We start from the raw sequence: 14,162 nt of genomic DNA, 5'->3' as shown, positions 1-14,162 counted from the left end.
TCACTCCCCCGCCGTGCACGGGATCGGGCGTTCGCCGACGATGCTCAGGCCATAGCCCTGCAGCCCGACCAGCGTGTGGTGGGTGTTGGTCAGCAGCACCATGTCCTGCACGCCCAGCTCCGCCAGCACTTGCGCGCCGATGCCGTAATCGCGCAGCTCCTCGACCTGCGGGTCGCCCGCGCCCTTGCCTTCGTGGCGCAGCGCGATGAAGCGCGAGACAATGCCCTGCATCGGCTTGTTGATCACGACGATGACGCCGGACCCTTCCTCGGCAATCAGCTTCATCGATTGCGCCAGCAGGCCCGAACGTTCGGATTCCTCGCCGAACACGTCGACGAACATCGACATGGTGTGCATCCGCACCAGGGTCGGCTGGTCGGGCGCGATCTTGCCCTTTTGCAGCGCGATCAGCTCGTCGCCGGTCGCTTTGTTGCGGAAGGTCATCGCGCGCCAGTCGCCGCCCCAGCGGCTGGCGAAATTCATCTCGGCGGTCTTTTCAACCAGATGATCGTGGCGGCGCCGGTACGCAATCAGATCGCGGATCGTGCCGATCTTGAGCCCGTGGCGCTGGGCGAAGGGGATGAGGTCATCCATCCGCGCCATCGTGCCATCGTCCTTCATGATCTCGCAGATCACGCCCGACGGGTTGAGCCCGGCGAGCCGCGCGACATCGACCGCCGCTTCGGTATGGCCCGTGCGCACCAGCACGCCGCCGTCGCGCGCGACCAATGGGAAGACATGGCCGGGGGTGACAATCTCGTCCTTGCCCTTGGCCGCATCGATGGCAACGGCGATGGTGCGGGCGCGGTCGTGCGCCGAAATGCCGGTGGTGACGCCGTCGCGGGCTTCGATCGAGGTGGTGAACGCGGTTTCGTGGCGGGTGCCATTGGCGCGGCTCATCAGGCCTAGCCCGAGTTGATCAACACGCGCTTTCGACAGCGACAGGCAGATCAGCCCGCGGCCATGCGTCGCCATGAAATTGATCGCATCGGGCGTCGCCATTTGCGCCGGGATGACGAGGTCGCCTTCATTCTCGCGGTCCTCGTCATCGACCAGGATGAACATGCGGCCGTTGCGCGCTTCTTCGATGATTTCCTCGATCGGCACGAGCACATCGCCGTCGTCGCTGGCGAACAGCACGGCTTCGAGCTTGCGCAGCGTCTCGGCGGTCGGGTTCCAGTCGGGCGCGTCGATATCGCGCAGGGTATTGGCGTGGAGTCCGGCGGCGCGCGACAGGCCCGAGCGCGACATGCCGCCTTCGGTGACGAGGCGACGGATGCGATCGATCAGATTGGTGCTCATGGAGCCTGAATATCACATCACAATGTGATTACAAGCTCGAATTATCACATCATCGTGTCAGGGCGCGATATTGTTCCATGCGGAAGAGATAGCGTGCCAGCACGTCGATTTCGATATTCACCGGCTGGCCAACGGCCAGCGCGCCGAGCGTCGTGACGCTTTGCGTGTGCGGAATCAGGTTGATCGAAAAATGCGTGCTGCCGTCGCGCTGGTCAGCGACCTCGTTGACGGTGAGCGACACGCCATCGACCGTCACCGAACCCTTGGGGGCGACATAAGGGGCGAGGGTCGACGGCAGGCTGATATCGATCCGCTTCGAATCACCATCGGGCGTGACGCCAACAATCTCCGCGATCCCGTCGACATGCCCGGTCACGATATGCCCGCCGAGTTCGTCGCCCAGCTTCATCGCGCGTTCGAGGTTGAGCCGGTGCCCGGCTGCCCAATCGCCCTGCGCGGTGCGGCGGACCGTCTCCCCCGACACATCGACCGCGAACCAGCCCGGCCCCCCGGGGGGAGATTTGTCGACGACGGTCAGGCACACGCCCGAGCAAGCGATCGACGCGCCGAAATCGATCGTCGCGGTGTCATAGCTGGTGCGGACGACGACGCGGGTGTCGCCGCGAACCTCGACCGACTCGATCGTGCCGATATCGGTGATGATGCCGGTGAACATGGCTGCTTCCCCTCCAACCCCGATGATCAGGCCCGGACATAGGCATCGAGCCGGTCGCTGCCAAGCATCCGGCTGTCGACCAGCCGCCAGCGGCCATGCGCCTCGGCCAGCGTGCCGAGGCCAATGTCGCCAAGCGCGGCCTTGCCCGCCCCAATCAGGATCGGCGCGCGGTAGAGCAGCAGCCGGTCGACGAGATCAGCGGCGAGAAATGCCGCCGCCGTCGCGGCGCCGCCTTCGACCAGCAGCTCGTTGACGCCCTCGAGCGTCGCGATGTCGGCGGGGCTGGCGATCACGGTCCAGCCCTCGGGCGCGGCGGTGCGCGAGAGCAACACCCGACGCGGCGCGCGATCCTCCAGCCCCGGCAGCCGCACGTCGAGGCGCGGGGCATCGGCGTCAAAAGTGCCGCGCCCGACGAGAATGGCGTCATGCCGCGCGCGTTCGAGATGGGTATGCGCGCGCGCCTCAGGTCCGGTGATCCACTGGCTTTCGCCGCTCGCCGTCGCAATCGCGCCGTCGAGCGATGTCGCGAGCTTGAGCGTCACGGCGGGTCGGTCTAGCCGTTGGCGGGTGAGGAACCCGATCATGGACGCTTCGGCATCGGCGCCGCGTACGCCGATGCTCAGCGCGATGCCGGCCCGCGTCAGGCTTTCAAACCCGCTACCATCAACGCGGTGGTGCGGGTCCTGGATCGCGGCGACAACCCGCGCAACCTTTGCCGCGACCAGCAGATCGGCACAGGCAGGTCCGCGTCCCGGCAGCGCGCAGGGTTCGAGCGTGACGTACGCGGTGGCACCCCGTGCGGCATCGCCTGCCTCGGCCAACGCCATCGCTTCGGCATGCGGCCGCCCGCCTGCTTGCGTCCAGCCGCGCCCCACAACGCAACCCGCCTGCACGATGACGCAGGCGACGCACGGATTGGGTGCGGTCCGCCCGCGCCCGCGCTCGCCGAGTGCCAGCGCCGCCCCCATCCAGCGCGCGTCGTCAGCGGGCGTCAGAAGCCGTAGGCCTTGAGCTTGTCGTCGAGCCGCTTGAATTCGGCCTGTTTCTTCTTCTTCAGCCGGTCAAGTTCGGCCAGCTCGCGATCCCGCACGACCTTGTCGATCTGCTGCTGGGCATGGATTTCGGCATCGGTGCGGTCGGCCCGCCACTGCTCGACATAGATGATGTTGCGCTTGTACGGCACGGTGATGCTCGACGAATCATTCGCCATCACCGTGACGATCAGCATCGTCAGCGCAATCGCGCCAAACAGCCCGCCGATCTCGTACACCGGTCGGCTCGCCAGATAGCGGCGCAAGTCCATGATCGCACTAAATGGGGCAAAGCGGCGGAAGAACGACATCGCTGCAAGATAGGATGGGGGCGCGCGCGCGACCAGCCCCCTTTTTCCCGCGCTATTCTTCGGTCAGCACGAAATTGACGCGCATCCGCCGCCAGCGTTCAATCGGCTCACCGCCGCGCGTGGCGGCGCGAAACCGCCATTTGCTCAGCGCTTGACGCCGCGTCGTTTCGAAAAACGCGTCGCTCGCCGCGCTGATCTTGTCGATCTGCTTCACCCGGCCGTCGGTGCCGATCAACACATTGACGATCACCAGCCCCTCATGCCCCAGGCGCCGCTCGTCGCCGGGATAGAGCGGCTGGAAATCGCGCGCATAGCGCGGATCGACAACGGGCTCGATGAGTACCGGTGGCACGGGTGGCTCGATGACCGTGCCGGTGCCTGTGCCAACCCCTGAGCCCGTGCCCGGAGGCGCGTCGACCGTCACCGGATCGCCTTGGGTCAGGCTGGGGCCGGTCGGCGGTGTCCAGACCTCGACTTTGGGCTGGTCGGGCCGTGCTTCGTGGCGCGGCGCGGTCTTGAGCGGATCGCGCTGCTGCGGCTCGGGTTTGGGGGGCGGTGCGGGATCGGGTGGCGTTGGTACCGTATAGACGATCAACGGCCCGTTCAGGTTGATCTGGTCGGTAATCTGCGGGCCAGCAAAAATGATGCCGGCCACCGCCAGCGCCATCACCGCCGCCGACAAGGCCAGGCTGGCAGGGCGCGCGCCATCGGCCGGCGCATAACGCGTCGTTTCCATTGCCTTTCTCCATCCTCAAGTCGCCCCGAGTCGTTGCTCCGAGGAAACGCGATGATACATCATTACATGCGCGATGCAAGCAGGGCCTTGCGGCGGAGCGAATCAGCGTTCTATTGGCGCAAACGGCTCGCCAGGGGATGCTGCGATGAAATTGATGACCGGCAATTCGAACCTGCCGCTGGCCAAGGCCGTCGCCGATTATCTCGAAATCAAGGTCACCGACGCGAGCGTGCGCCGCTTCGCCGATGAAGAAGTGTTCGTCGAGATCAACGAAAATGTCCGCGGCGAAGATGTCTTCGTGCTCCAGTCGACCGGCTATCCGGCGAATGACAATCTGATGGAGCTGCTGATTTGCATCGATGCGCTCAAGCGCGCGTCGGCCAAGCGGATTACGGCAGTCATTCCCTATTTCGGCTATGCCCGGCAGGATCGCAAATCGGGGTCGCGCACGCCCATTTCGGCCAAGCTCGTCGCCAATCTCATCACTGTCGCGGGCGCCAGCCGCGTGCTGTCGATCGATTTGCACGCGGGGCAAATCCAGGGCTTTTTCGACATCCCGACCGACAATCTGTTCGCGGCGCCCGTGATGTCGGCGGACATCCTCGCGCGCTATGGCGGCAAAAATTTGATGGTGGTCTCACCCGATGTCGGCGGCGTGGTGCGCGCGCGCGCGCTGGCGAAGCGGCTCGACAACGCCCCGCTCGCGATCGTCGACAAGCGCCGCGAGCGCGCGGGCGAAAGCGAAGTCATGAATATCATCGGCGATGTCGAGGGGCGCTTCTGCATCCTGATCGACGATATCGTCGATTCGGCGGGGACGCTGTGCAACGCGGCGGCGGCACTGAAGGCGGCGGGGGCCGAGGAAGTGGTCGCTTATTGCACCCATGGCGTGCTGTCGGGCGCGGCGGTCGCGCGGGTCGAGGGGTCGGCGCTCACCGAGCTCGTCATCACCGACACGATCGGCAGCCACGAAGTGGTGAGCGGCGCGGGCCACATCCGCCACCTGACAATCGCGCCGCTGTTGGGGGAAGCGATCCGGCGGACGGCGGATGAGAGCAGCGTATCGTCGCTGTTTGACTAGGGGCGACAGCAAAGCACAGCGATGTCGCTGTTACTGCGGCAGCAGCGATCGCAACGTCTCCTTGCCGGTCCATACCGCAGCCGCCCAGCCACAATCGATCGCTGCTTCGACATTGGCGATCTTGTCGTCGATGAAAAACAGCGCTTTTGGCTCAAAGCCGGTGCGCGTTTCGATCGCGCGGTAGAAATCCGCTGACGGCTTGGCGCAGCCAAGCGCGGCCGCATAATGCAACCCGTCAAACGCGTCCTGAAAGCCAAGTTCGGTCCAGATGTAGCGCGCTCGCTCGTGTTCCTGCACGGTTGCGAGATGGATTTGCACCCCGCTCGCGCGCAGCGATGCGAGTTCATCGCATAAATCGCGGTTCACATGGGCGTCATTGCTGAACCAATAGTGGATCAGCGCGGCATATGGCAGATGGGGCGCGATGTCGGCCAGCACCGGCTCGAGCCTTTCGCGCAAGCACGCGCGACCGTGAATGATGTCGTCCCAATGCCGATCGAAAAAGGTGTCTTGCAGCTTCGCCGTCGAGACGCCGAGATCGCGTTCGAGATGGGCGCTCCACCCGCCCGGCTCTGGATGAACCAGCAAGACGCCGTCGACATCGACCATGATCGCTTTGATCGTCATCGATCGCTCGACGCGTTAAACCCGCTCGACCACGCGCCCCGATGCATCCTGCGCGCCCGCCGCGCGAACGCCGTCGAGGCCCCGCCGCTTAAGCTCGGCCTTCAGATCCTCAGGCTTCGGCGCGATGAGAAAACCGAAGCTCACCGTGCCTTCCTTGGTCTCGACGACATGATGCAGCCGGTGCGCTTGCACGATCCGCTTCATATAGGCCGAGCGCGCAACATAGCGGTTGGGCCAGCGCTGATGGACGATGATGTCGTGAAAGCCGAGGTAGATCGCGCCATAGCCCGCGATCCCCGCCCCGACCCAGGTCGCCCACATCCCCCAGGTCCCGCTGGTGCCGAGCAGCAGCAGTGCGATCGAGGGGGTCGCGAAAATCACGAAATACCAGTCGTTGAGTTCCCAAAAACCCGTGCGCGCCCGGTGGTGGCTTTCGTGCAGGAACCAGCCGAAGCCGTGCATCACCCAGCGGTGCATCACATAAGCCACGCCTTCCATCACGGCGATGGTCAGCACGAACAACCCGACGGCGTAGAGGATCGACATGCGCTTTCTATAGCCGCCGCCGTCGGGCTTGGCGAGCCGTCCCGAGTGCGGTCTGGATTCGCTCCCGCGACTGTGCTTAGGGGATGCGCAAATCCCCTCCCGACGCAGAAGGCGCCCGCATGAACATTCACGAATATCAGGCCAAGGAACTGCTCGCGACATTCGGTGTGCCGGAGCCTGCGGGCTTTGCCGCGATGAGCGTCGAGGAAGCCGTCGAAGCGGCGGGCAAGCTCCCCGGGCCGCTTTATGTCGTGAAGGCGCAAATCCACGCCGGCGGGCGCGGCAAGGGCAAGTTCAAGGAACTCGGCCCTGACGCCAAAGGGGGCGTCCGCCTCGCCCGCACGCTCGACGATGTCCGCGCCGCTGCTGCCGACATGCTCGGCAACACGCTGGTGACGGTGCAGACCGGCGAGCATGGCAAGCAGGTCAACCGGCTTTACGTTACCGACGGCGTCGACATCGCCAAGGAATTTTACCTCGCGCTGCTCGTCAACCGCGCGTCGGGCCGCATTGGCATGGTCGTGTCGACCGAAGGCGGCATGGACATTGAAACCGTCGCGCATGACACGCCCGAAAAGATCCACACGATCGACATCGACCCGGCGACCGGCTTCATGCCGCATCACGGGCGGTCGGTCGCGAACGCGCTCGGCCTGACCGGTGATCTCGCCAAGCAGGCGGCCAATGTCGCCTCGAAGCTCTATGACGCGTTCCTCGGCACCGATGCCGCGCAGATCGAAATCAACCCGCTCGCAGTGACGGATGACGGTAAGCTGCTCGTGCTCGACGCGAAAGTCGGCTTCGATTCGAACGCGCTGTTCCGCCACAAGGACCTGATGGACCTGCGCGACGAGACCGAGGAAGACCCGGCCGAACTCGAAGCGTCGAAGTATGACCTCGCCTATATCAAGCTCGACGGCGACATCGGCTGCATGGTCAATGGCGCCGGGCTGGCGATGGCGACGATGGACATCATCAAGCTAAACGGCATGTTCCCCGCCAATTTCCTCGACGTCGGCGGCGGCGCGAACAAGGAAAAGGTGACGGCGGCGTTCAAGATCATTCTCGCCGATCCGAATGTGAAGGGCATCCTCGTCAACATCTTCGGCGGCATCATGAAGTGCGACATCATCGCCGAAGGCATTGTCGCGGCGGCGAAGGAAGTGAATCTGTCGGTGCCGTTGGTGGTCCGGCTTGAGGGGACGAACGTGCAGGCGGGCAAGGACATCCTCGCCAACTCAGGCCTCGCGATCGTGCCCGCCAATGACCTGGGCGATGCGGCACAGAAGATTGTCGCCGAGGTGAGGAACGCGGCTTGAAGCGCGGGCTCGCCATCGCTGGGGTAATCCTAGGGGCTATGTCAGCCCCGGCCATTTCGGCTGAGTCGCCAACGCAGGCGCCGCGCTTTTCCGACATGACCTGCGAACTGCATGTTTGGGCAATGGGGCGGCCGAACTTCCATCCAAAACCCAACGCGTTCATTCGGATTACCCCACCGACCGATGCCGATCGCGCTGACCCCAATTCGACCGTCAACGTCTTCAACGGCGTCAAGCGGGTCGCAGCATTCTCCGAAACGCAATTGAATGCGCTCTTTCCGGGGGCGCGCTCGGTTCGAATCGTCCGTCATGATCAGGTGATCGACATGGACACCACGCCGCTTGCGTCAATCAAGGCCCCGTTGGCGGCGCGCGCGGGCGAGTGTTATGCCGATTTGGTGGTCGCCAACCTCTACGCGCTCTTCGCCAGCAACAAGCCATATTCGGAAGTAAACCCGGCTGTGGGGCCCGTCGGCGACGCCATTGTCCAACTCATGGCTGGCGGCGATCGGATGGTAATCGATTTCTGGCTACAGCAATGGCCAGCGCGGAAGGGCGTGCCGTTCGTTTTTCGGCGGAAAAACGACACACCTTTGCCGCATGTTCGGCCGGGCACCTCGGCGATGGCCGACGCGGCGCGGGCCTCTGCAGACCTTAATCTGGCAAAATTTGCTGCCGATGCTGACGCCGCACGCCGACGCTAGCCTTGGCTGGGGCTTGACCTGCCGCCTAAGGTCTGGCCAAGCCCTGATGATCCGGGCACTAGGTTGGCCAACGCCATCCGTTCCCATCGCGAAAAAGGCAGCGTAAGATCGGCGCATGACCGAGAATGTCGAGAACCTGATTCTGGAGCATCTCAAACGCTTTCAGGCGACGCTTGACAGCGTGCAGCGCGACATCCGCGAGCTGAAAATCCGGCAGTCGGAAACCCACACGGCCGTCCTCGCGCTGCGCCGCGATCAGGTGACCGATGCCGAAGTTACGGCTCATATGCAGGCGCAGATGGACAGGTTCACCGACAGGCTTGACCGGATCGAGCGCCGACTCGATCTGGCCGACTGATTTAGGAAGAGGAAGCAGATGAAGATCCTGGTCCCCGTCAAGCGTGTGCTTGACTATAACGTAAAGCCCCGCGTGAAGGCGGATGGGTCGGGTGTCGACCTGGCCAACGTCAAGATGAGCATGAATCCGTTCGACGAGATCGCGGTCGAAGAAGCGATCCGTTTGCGCGAAAAGGGTGCCGCGACCGAAGTGATCGCGGTGTCGATCGGCGAGCAAAAGGCGCAGGAAACGCTGCGTACCGCGCTCGCCATGGGTGCCGACCGCGCGATCCTGATCGTCAGCGAAGACAAGGTCGAGCCGCTCGCGGTTGCCAAGCTGCTCGCCAAGGTGGTGGCCGAGGAAGCTCCCGGCCTGATCATCCTCGGCAAGCAGGCGATTGACGACGACAACAACCAGACCGGCCAGATGCTCGCGGGCCTGCTCGGCGTCGGCCAGGCGACCTTCGCCAGTGCCGTCGTGGTCGAAGGCGACAGCGTCACCGTGACGCGCGAAGTCGATGGCGGGGCGGAGACCGAAAAGCTCCCGCTGCCTGCCGTGATCACCGTCGATCTGCGCCTCAACGAGCCGCGCTATGCGTCGCTCCCCAACATCATGAAGGCCAAGTCCAAGCCGCTCGCGCAGAAAACCCCGGCCGATTACGGTATTGACGTAACGGCGCGGATCACGACGCTGAAGGTCGTCGAGCCGGCCAAGCGGACGGCAGGCATCAAGGTGGCGGACGTCGACGAACTCGTCGGCAAGCTCAAGGCAATGGGAGTCGTCAGCTAAAGCGACGTCCCCAACCCCGTTCGCTCTGGTGAGCAGGTCGTCAAGCCCCCCGGGCTTGACTAAAACGTCCGGGGGACGGTTTACCTGCTCACTGTCGAAGGGCTGCCTTTTCTTGGCAACGGCGGAAGTAGAAGAACAGGGCTTCGACAAGCTCAGCCCGAACGGTTTGCAGGGATCGGATCCCTAGGAAAGGTCAGGACTATGAAGGCGCTCGTTTGGGTTGAACATGATGGTAGCGTGGTCAAGGATGCCACGCTCGCGACGGTGACCGCCGCGTCGAAGCTCGGCGACGTCCACCTGCTGGTCGCAGGCCACAATGTCGGCGCGGTTGGTGAGCAAGCGGCGAAGATCGCCGGCGTCGCCAAGGTGCATGTCGCCGACGATGCGGCCTATGCGCATGCGCTGGCCGAAAATGTCGCGCCGCTGATCGTCGAGCTGATGGCCAATCACGAAGGGGGTCACGACGCCTTCGTCGCGCCCGCCACCACCAACGGCAAGAACATCGCGCCGCGCGTCGCCGCGCTGCTCGACGTGATGCAGATCAGCGACATATTGTCGGTCGAAAGCCCCGACACCTTCACGCGCCCAATCTATGCCGGGAACGCGATCGCAACGGTGCAGACGAGCGACAAGAAGCTCGTCATCACCGTGCGCGGCACGGCGTTTGAAAAGGCATCGATGGAAGGCGGCTCGGCCGCGATCGAAGCGGTGGGCACCACCGGCGACACCGGCAAATCGACCTTCGTCTCGGCCGAAATCGCCAAGTCGGAGCGCCCCGAACTGACCAGCGCGAAGATCATCGTCTCGGGCGGGCGCGCGCTTCAGAACAGCGAGAATTTCCACGAGATCATCGAACCACTCGCCGACAAGCTCGGCGCGGGTGTCGGTGCAAGCCGCGCGGCAGTCGACGCGGGCTATGTCCCCAACGACTATCAGGTCGGCCAGACCGGCAAGATCGTCGCCCCCGAAGTCTATATCGCGGTCGGCATCTCAGGCGCGATCCAGCATCTGGCGGGGATGAAGGATTCGAAGACGATCATCGCGATCAACAAGGACGAAGACGCCCCGATCTTCCAGGTGGCGGACATCGGCCTGGTCGGCGATCTGTTCAAGATCGTGCCGGAGTTGACCGGCAAGCTCTGACGGCTTGCAGTAGCGATAAGCAAGGGACGCTGCGAGATGATCGCGGCGCCCCTTTTTTTTGGGCGATTGATGGCACCGAGCCGCAACGACAATTTGGCCCAGCCCCATTCAATTTTGGCTGATGATACCTGATCTTAACGGGCGCCCGCTACGCTGCGGGAACGGCCCTTGGATTTTTCCGATCGCGATCGGCCGTGTTCTGTCGGGGGAATGAACGGGATCGTTGCTTTGCCGCTCGGTCCTGGGGAGGGCAAAGATGGTATTGAAGCGCAACCTGCCGATTGACATCCTCGTGCTGGCTATTGTCACCGTGCATGTCTGGGCACTCACGATCGCGTGGCAGATTTTCGATCTCAATCACCGTCTTTCGCTCCCGCTTCGGTCCGAATCCGATGCGTGGTTGATGACGCTCACCGGGCTGATCTTCGCGTTCCTGTTCTTCGCAGTCATCCTGTCGGCGTGGAGCTTCATCCTCAGCGTCCCGACATTCTTGCTGGCGGCGCACCTGGTCCTTCACCGCTATGGGGTCGCGAACCGCTGGTTGGTCGCATGCGCGATAACGGCAGGGTTGGTCGGGGTTCTGACCCATTTCGAGGTCTTGCGATATGGCCTGTCAAAAGCCGACACTGTTGCTTCGCAAAGCGCGCGCGCGCCAAAGCCCAGGCCACCAACCCTGCGTGACATCGATCCTGCGCTGCCGCCGATCCCGTTGAACACGATGACGGAAGGCGAAGCGAGGGCAGCGCTGGAAAAATCAGCGGAGGCCCGCATGCGCGCGAAATGTGATCCGCCCAAGGATGCGTTCATGGCCGAAATTTGTGCCACCGCGAGGGAAGCTGAAAAAAACTGGCAGGCGGAGACTGACGGGGCGCGTTGAGCTGAGAGGAAGGCAACGCAGGCGGTCGTGCCATTTGCCGACAAGGTCGGCGCGAGCCGCGCGGCAGTCGATGCGGGCTATGTCCCCAACGACGATCAGGTCGGCCAGACCGGCAAGATCGTGTCGGCGCTGACGGGCAAGCTTTTTGACTGAACCGCCGCAATCATTACCTGAATGGGCGCCGCGAGCCGATCCCGGCGCCCTTTTCGCGTGCGCGATTGGGGCAAGCCGGTGCGATCGAGCGGCTCTACTTCCGACCTGCGTCAAGTACTATATACAGTCGAATATATCGAGTCGTGGAACGGGGGCGGTCAGGATGCGGGCAATCGGATGGGCACTCAGCGGCTTGGCGCTGACGATCGGGCTGTCGGTCCCGGCGCAGGCCAGAACCGATCCTGCCGACCCCGTAGCTCAGCCCGAGCCCGACGCCGTCACCATCACCGCGCGCCGCCGTCCCGAAGACCCGCAGAAAATCCCGATCTCGCTGTCGGTGGTCGGCGCCGATCTGATCGAGAAATCCTACACGGTGAACACGCGCGACCTGACCCTGCTGGTGCCCGCGCTCAATTACTCATCGGCCAATCCGCGCAACACCGCCTTCACGATTCGGGGCTTGGGCAGCAGCGTGGTTGCGGTGAGCCAGGCCAATGACGGGCTCGAGCCCGGCGTCGGCTTCTATGTCGATCAGGTCTATCACGCGCGGCCCGCAACGGCCGCGTTCGATTTCGTCGATCTCGAGCGCGTCGAAGTGTTGCGCGGGCCGCAGGGCACGGTGTTTGGCAAGAACACCACCGCGGGCGCGATTCACCTCATCACCAAGCCGCCGAGCTTCACGCCCGAATCGACGACCGAAATCTCCCATGGCGATTACAATTTCTTCCAACTCCGCGCCGCCGCCACGGGGCCGATCCTTGGTGACACGATCGCCGCGCGCCTCTCCGCGCTGATCACCCGGCGCGACGGCGTGATCATCAACGCGCGCAACGGTCAGGACCATAATGACGTGTCGAACCAGGCTTTGCGCGGCCAATTGCTCTGGGCGCCGTCGACCGATCTCAGTTTCAAGCTGACGGTCGATTATGCCAATTTCCACAGCAACTGCTGTACCCAAGTCTATCTCCGCGTCGGCCAGAGCCTGCGTCCCGCCGCCCGGCAATATCCCGCGCTTGCCGCCGGGATCGGCTACACCCCCGCCAGCACCAATCCCTATGACCGGCTGACCGACATCGATGCCGATCTCGGCGTCGACACCAATGAAGGCGGCATTTCGCTGATCACCGACTGGAAGATCGGGCGAGTAGGAACGCTCACCTCGATCAGCGCGTGGCGCTTCTGGCGCTGGGATGCGGCGAACGACCGCGATTATACCGGCATCCCGATCCAGCTGACGCAGCACATCCCCTCGCGCCAGGACCAGTATAGCCAGGAAATCCGGCTGGCGTCGGACGGCGATCACCGGCTGGGCTATGTCGCCGGGCTCTATTATTTCTACCAGAAGATCAGCGGGCGCCCGATCAGCATCTATGGCCCGTCGGCGGCCTATTGGCTGCTTGGCCCGGCGCCGCAATTCCCCGCCAATCTGCTCGACGGCTATGGCACCGACGGCCGCACCCGCTTCCGCACCGACAGCTATGCGGCGTTCGGCGAGCTTGACTGGCGCGTCACCGACGCGCTGCGGCTCAGCGGCGGCTTGCGCTACACGCAGGAGGACAAGTCGGCGAATTACGAGACTTTCGTCTTCGGCGGCCTCGCCACCACCAACGCGACGCTGCGCAATGCCCAGCTCAGTGTGCTCCGCCCGCAAAGCTATGCCGCCGCCAATCGCGAGGGGAGCCTCTCGGGCCGCGCGAGCATCAGCTACACGCCGGTGCCCGCGATCACGGCCTATGCGAGCTACGCGCGCGGCTCCAAATCGGGCGGGATCAACGTGTCGGGGCTACCACTCGATGCGCAGAACCGCCCGGTGCTGTCGACGGCAGTGATCCGGCCCGAGCTCAACACCACCTATGAAATCGGCTTCAAGTCGCAATTGTTCGACAACCGGCTGATCCTCAATGTCGACGGCTATTATACAGAAGTGCGCGATTTCCAGGCGACGATCGTCGATTCATCGCAGACGGTGGCTTTGCGCGGCTACCTGTCGAACATCCCGCAAGTGAAGGTCACGGGCGTCGAGGCCGAAGCGACCGCGCGGCTGACGCGCGACCTGTCGCTGCGCGGCGCGCTCGCTTTTGCCCACGGCACCTATGCGCGCTACCCGCAAGGGCCGTGCCCGCTCGAACGCCAGACCAGCGCGACGACGGCATGCGACCTGACCGGACGCCCGCTCGCCGGGCTGCCGCGCTGGTCGATCACGCTCGGCGGCGATTACAGCCGCCCGCTGCCGCTCCTCGGCGCCGGGGCGAGCGCGTTCGTCCATGTCGATAGCAACTGGCGCAGCGGCTATTTCGGCGACCCCTCGCTGTCGCGCTTCACCTATATCAACGCCTACAACCTCACCAACGCCAGCCTTGGGGTACGCTTCGGCAAAGGCTGGGAAGTCGCGGTCTTCGCCCGCAACCTGTTCGACGCGAATTACATCCAGAACGTCACGATTCAGGCGGGCAATTCGGGCCTGATCCTCGGCACCCCAAGCGATCCGCAGGTGGTGGGGGTGACGTTAAGGGTGCGAAGTTGAGGGGCG

The 14,162-nt window shown here is 64.1% G+C and carries 15 protein-coding genes and 1 pseudogene; 9 read left to right on the top strand and 7 right to left on the bottom strand.

Annotation, left to right across the window (positions count from 1 at the left end):
• The 5 genes from ribB to K2W81_RS04500 all read right to left on the bottom strand — a co-directional run bounded on the left by ribB (position 1) and on the right by K2W81_RS04500 (position 4,056).
• Positions 1-1,302, bottom strand: coding sequence for a 3,4-dihydroxy-2-butanone-4-phosphate synthase (ribB, locus tag K2W81_RS04520; protein ID WP_294101818.1), 1,302 nt, complete (start codon positions 1,300-1,302; stop codon positions 1-3).
• Positions 1,303-1,351: 49 nt separating this feature from the next.
• Positions 1,352-1,978 carry a riboflavin synthase gene (locus tag K2W81_RS04515; RefSeq protein ID WP_294101817.1) on the bottom strand — a complete coding sequence of 209 codons (627 nt, stop codon included), beginning with the start codon at positions 1,976-1,978 and terminating at the stop codon, positions 1,352-1,354.
• A gap of 26 nt (positions 1,979-2,004) precedes the next feature.
• Complete coding sequence (ribD, locus tag K2W81_RS04510) at positions 2,005-2,973, bottom strand: bifunctional diaminohydroxyphosphoribosylaminopyrimidine deaminase/5-amino-6-(5-phosphoribosylamino)uracil reductase RibD (RefSeq protein ID WP_366932212.1); 969 nt, start codon at positions 2,971-2,973, stop codon at positions 2,005-2,007.
• Positions 2,970-3,281: a hypothetical protein gene (locus K2W81_RS04505; RefSeq protein WP_294101813.1), complete on the bottom strand. Its 312-nt coding sequence runs from the start codon at positions 3,279-3,281 to the stop codon at positions 2,970-2,972. The genes ribD and K2W81_RS04505 overlap by 4 nt, the downstream gene beginning before the upstream one ends.
• Before the next feature lie 91 nt (positions 3,282-3,372).
• Positions 3,373-4,056: an energy transducer TonB gene (locus K2W81_RS04500; protein ID WP_294101811.1), complete on the bottom strand. Its 684-nt coding sequence runs from the start codon at positions 4,054-4,056 to the stop codon at positions 3,373-3,375.
• A 145-nt stretch (positions 4,057-4,201) separates the two neighbouring features.
• Here K2W81_RS04500 and K2W81_RS04495 point away from each other — a divergent pair, with 145 nt between their 5' ends.
• Positions 4,202-5,137: a ribose-phosphate pyrophosphokinase gene (locus tag K2W81_RS04495; RefSeq protein WP_294101810.1), complete on the top strand. Its 936-nt coding sequence runs from the start codon at positions 4,202-4,204 to the stop codon at positions 5,135-5,137.
• A gap of 30 nt (positions 5,138-5,167) precedes the next feature.
• Here the strand turns inward: K2W81_RS04495 and K2W81_RS04490 are convergent, their stop codons facing one another.
• Together K2W81_RS04490 and K2W81_RS04485 are read right to left on the bottom strand one after the other, a co-directional pair.
• Positions 5,168-5,764 carry an HAD-IA family hydrolase gene (locus tag K2W81_RS04490; RefSeq protein WP_294101809.1) on the bottom strand — a complete coding sequence of 199 codons (597 nt, stop codon included), beginning with the start codon at positions 5,762-5,764 and terminating at the stop codon, positions 5,168-5,170.
• 15 nt (positions 5,765-5,779) lie between these two features.
• A complete protein-coding gene (locus tag K2W81_RS04485; RefSeq protein ID WP_294101807.1) occupies positions 5,780-6,310 on the bottom strand; it encodes a sterol desaturase family protein in 531 nt (176 codons plus the stop codon).
• Positions 6,311-6,429: 119 nt separating this feature from the next.
• On the opposite strand from K2W81_RS04485, the gene sucC reads away from it, so the two are divergent.
• The 8 genes and pseudogenes from sucC to K2W81_RS04445 all read left to right on the top strand — a co-directional run bounded on the left by sucC (position 6,430) and on the right by K2W81_RS04445 (position 14,156).
• Positions 6,430-7,629: an ADP-forming succinate--CoA ligase subunit beta gene (gene sucC, locus K2W81_RS04480; protein ID WP_294101806.1), complete on the top strand. Its 1,200-nt coding sequence runs from the start codon at positions 6,430-6,432 to the stop codon at positions 7,627-7,629.
• A complete protein-coding gene (locus tag K2W81_RS04475) occupies positions 7,626-8,333 on the top strand; it encodes a hypothetical protein (RefSeq protein ID WP_294101805.1) in 708 nt (235 codons plus the stop codon). The genes sucC and K2W81_RS04475 overlap by 4 nt, the downstream gene beginning before the upstream one ends.
• A gap of 115 nt (positions 8,334-8,448) precedes the next feature.
• Positions 8,449-8,691: a hypothetical protein gene (locus K2W81_RS04470; protein ID WP_294101804.1), complete on the top strand. Its 243-nt coding sequence runs from the start codon at positions 8,449-8,451 to the stop codon at positions 8,689-8,691.
• An 18-nt stretch (positions 8,692-8,709) separates the two neighbouring features.
• On the top strand, positions 8,710-9,459 hold the full coding sequence (locus K2W81_RS04465) for an electron transfer flavoprotein subunit beta/FixA family protein (RefSeq protein ID WP_294101802.1): 750 nt from the start codon (positions 8,710-8,712) through the stop codon (positions 9,457-9,459).
• 201 nt (positions 9,460-9,660) lie between these two features.
• A complete protein-coding gene (locus K2W81_RS04460) occupies positions 9,661-10,602 on the top strand; it encodes an FAD-binding protein (RefSeq protein ID WP_294101801.1) in 942 nt (313 codons plus the stop codon).
• A gap of 262 nt (positions 10,603-10,864) precedes the next feature.
• Positions 10,865-11,479 carry a hypothetical protein gene (locus K2W81_RS04455; RefSeq protein ID WP_294101800.1) on the top strand — a complete coding sequence of 205 codons (615 nt, stop codon included), beginning with the start codon at positions 10,865-10,867 and terminating at the stop codon, positions 11,477-11,479.
• 18 nt (positions 11,480-11,497) lie between these two features.
• Positions 11,498-11,605: pseudogene (locus K2W81_RS04450) on the top strand (FAD-binding protein); the annotation flags it as partial.
• A 190-nt stretch (positions 11,606-11,795) separates the two neighbouring features.
• Positions 11,796-14,156, top strand: a complete 2,361-nt coding sequence (locus K2W81_RS04445) for a TonB-dependent receptor (protein ID WP_294101798.1) — start codon at positions 11,796-11,798, stop codon at positions 14,154-14,156.
• Positions 14,157-14,162 lie beyond the last annotated feature (6 nt).

Origin of the sequence: Sphingomonas sp. (assembly GCF_019749955.1) — a bacterium.
GTDB lineage: Bacteria > Pseudomonadota > Alphaproteobacteria > Sphingomonadales > Sphingomonadaceae > Sphingomonas.
Note: the sequence above shows the minus strand (reverse complement) of the source record. Positions and strands in the feature narration are given on the sequence as shown.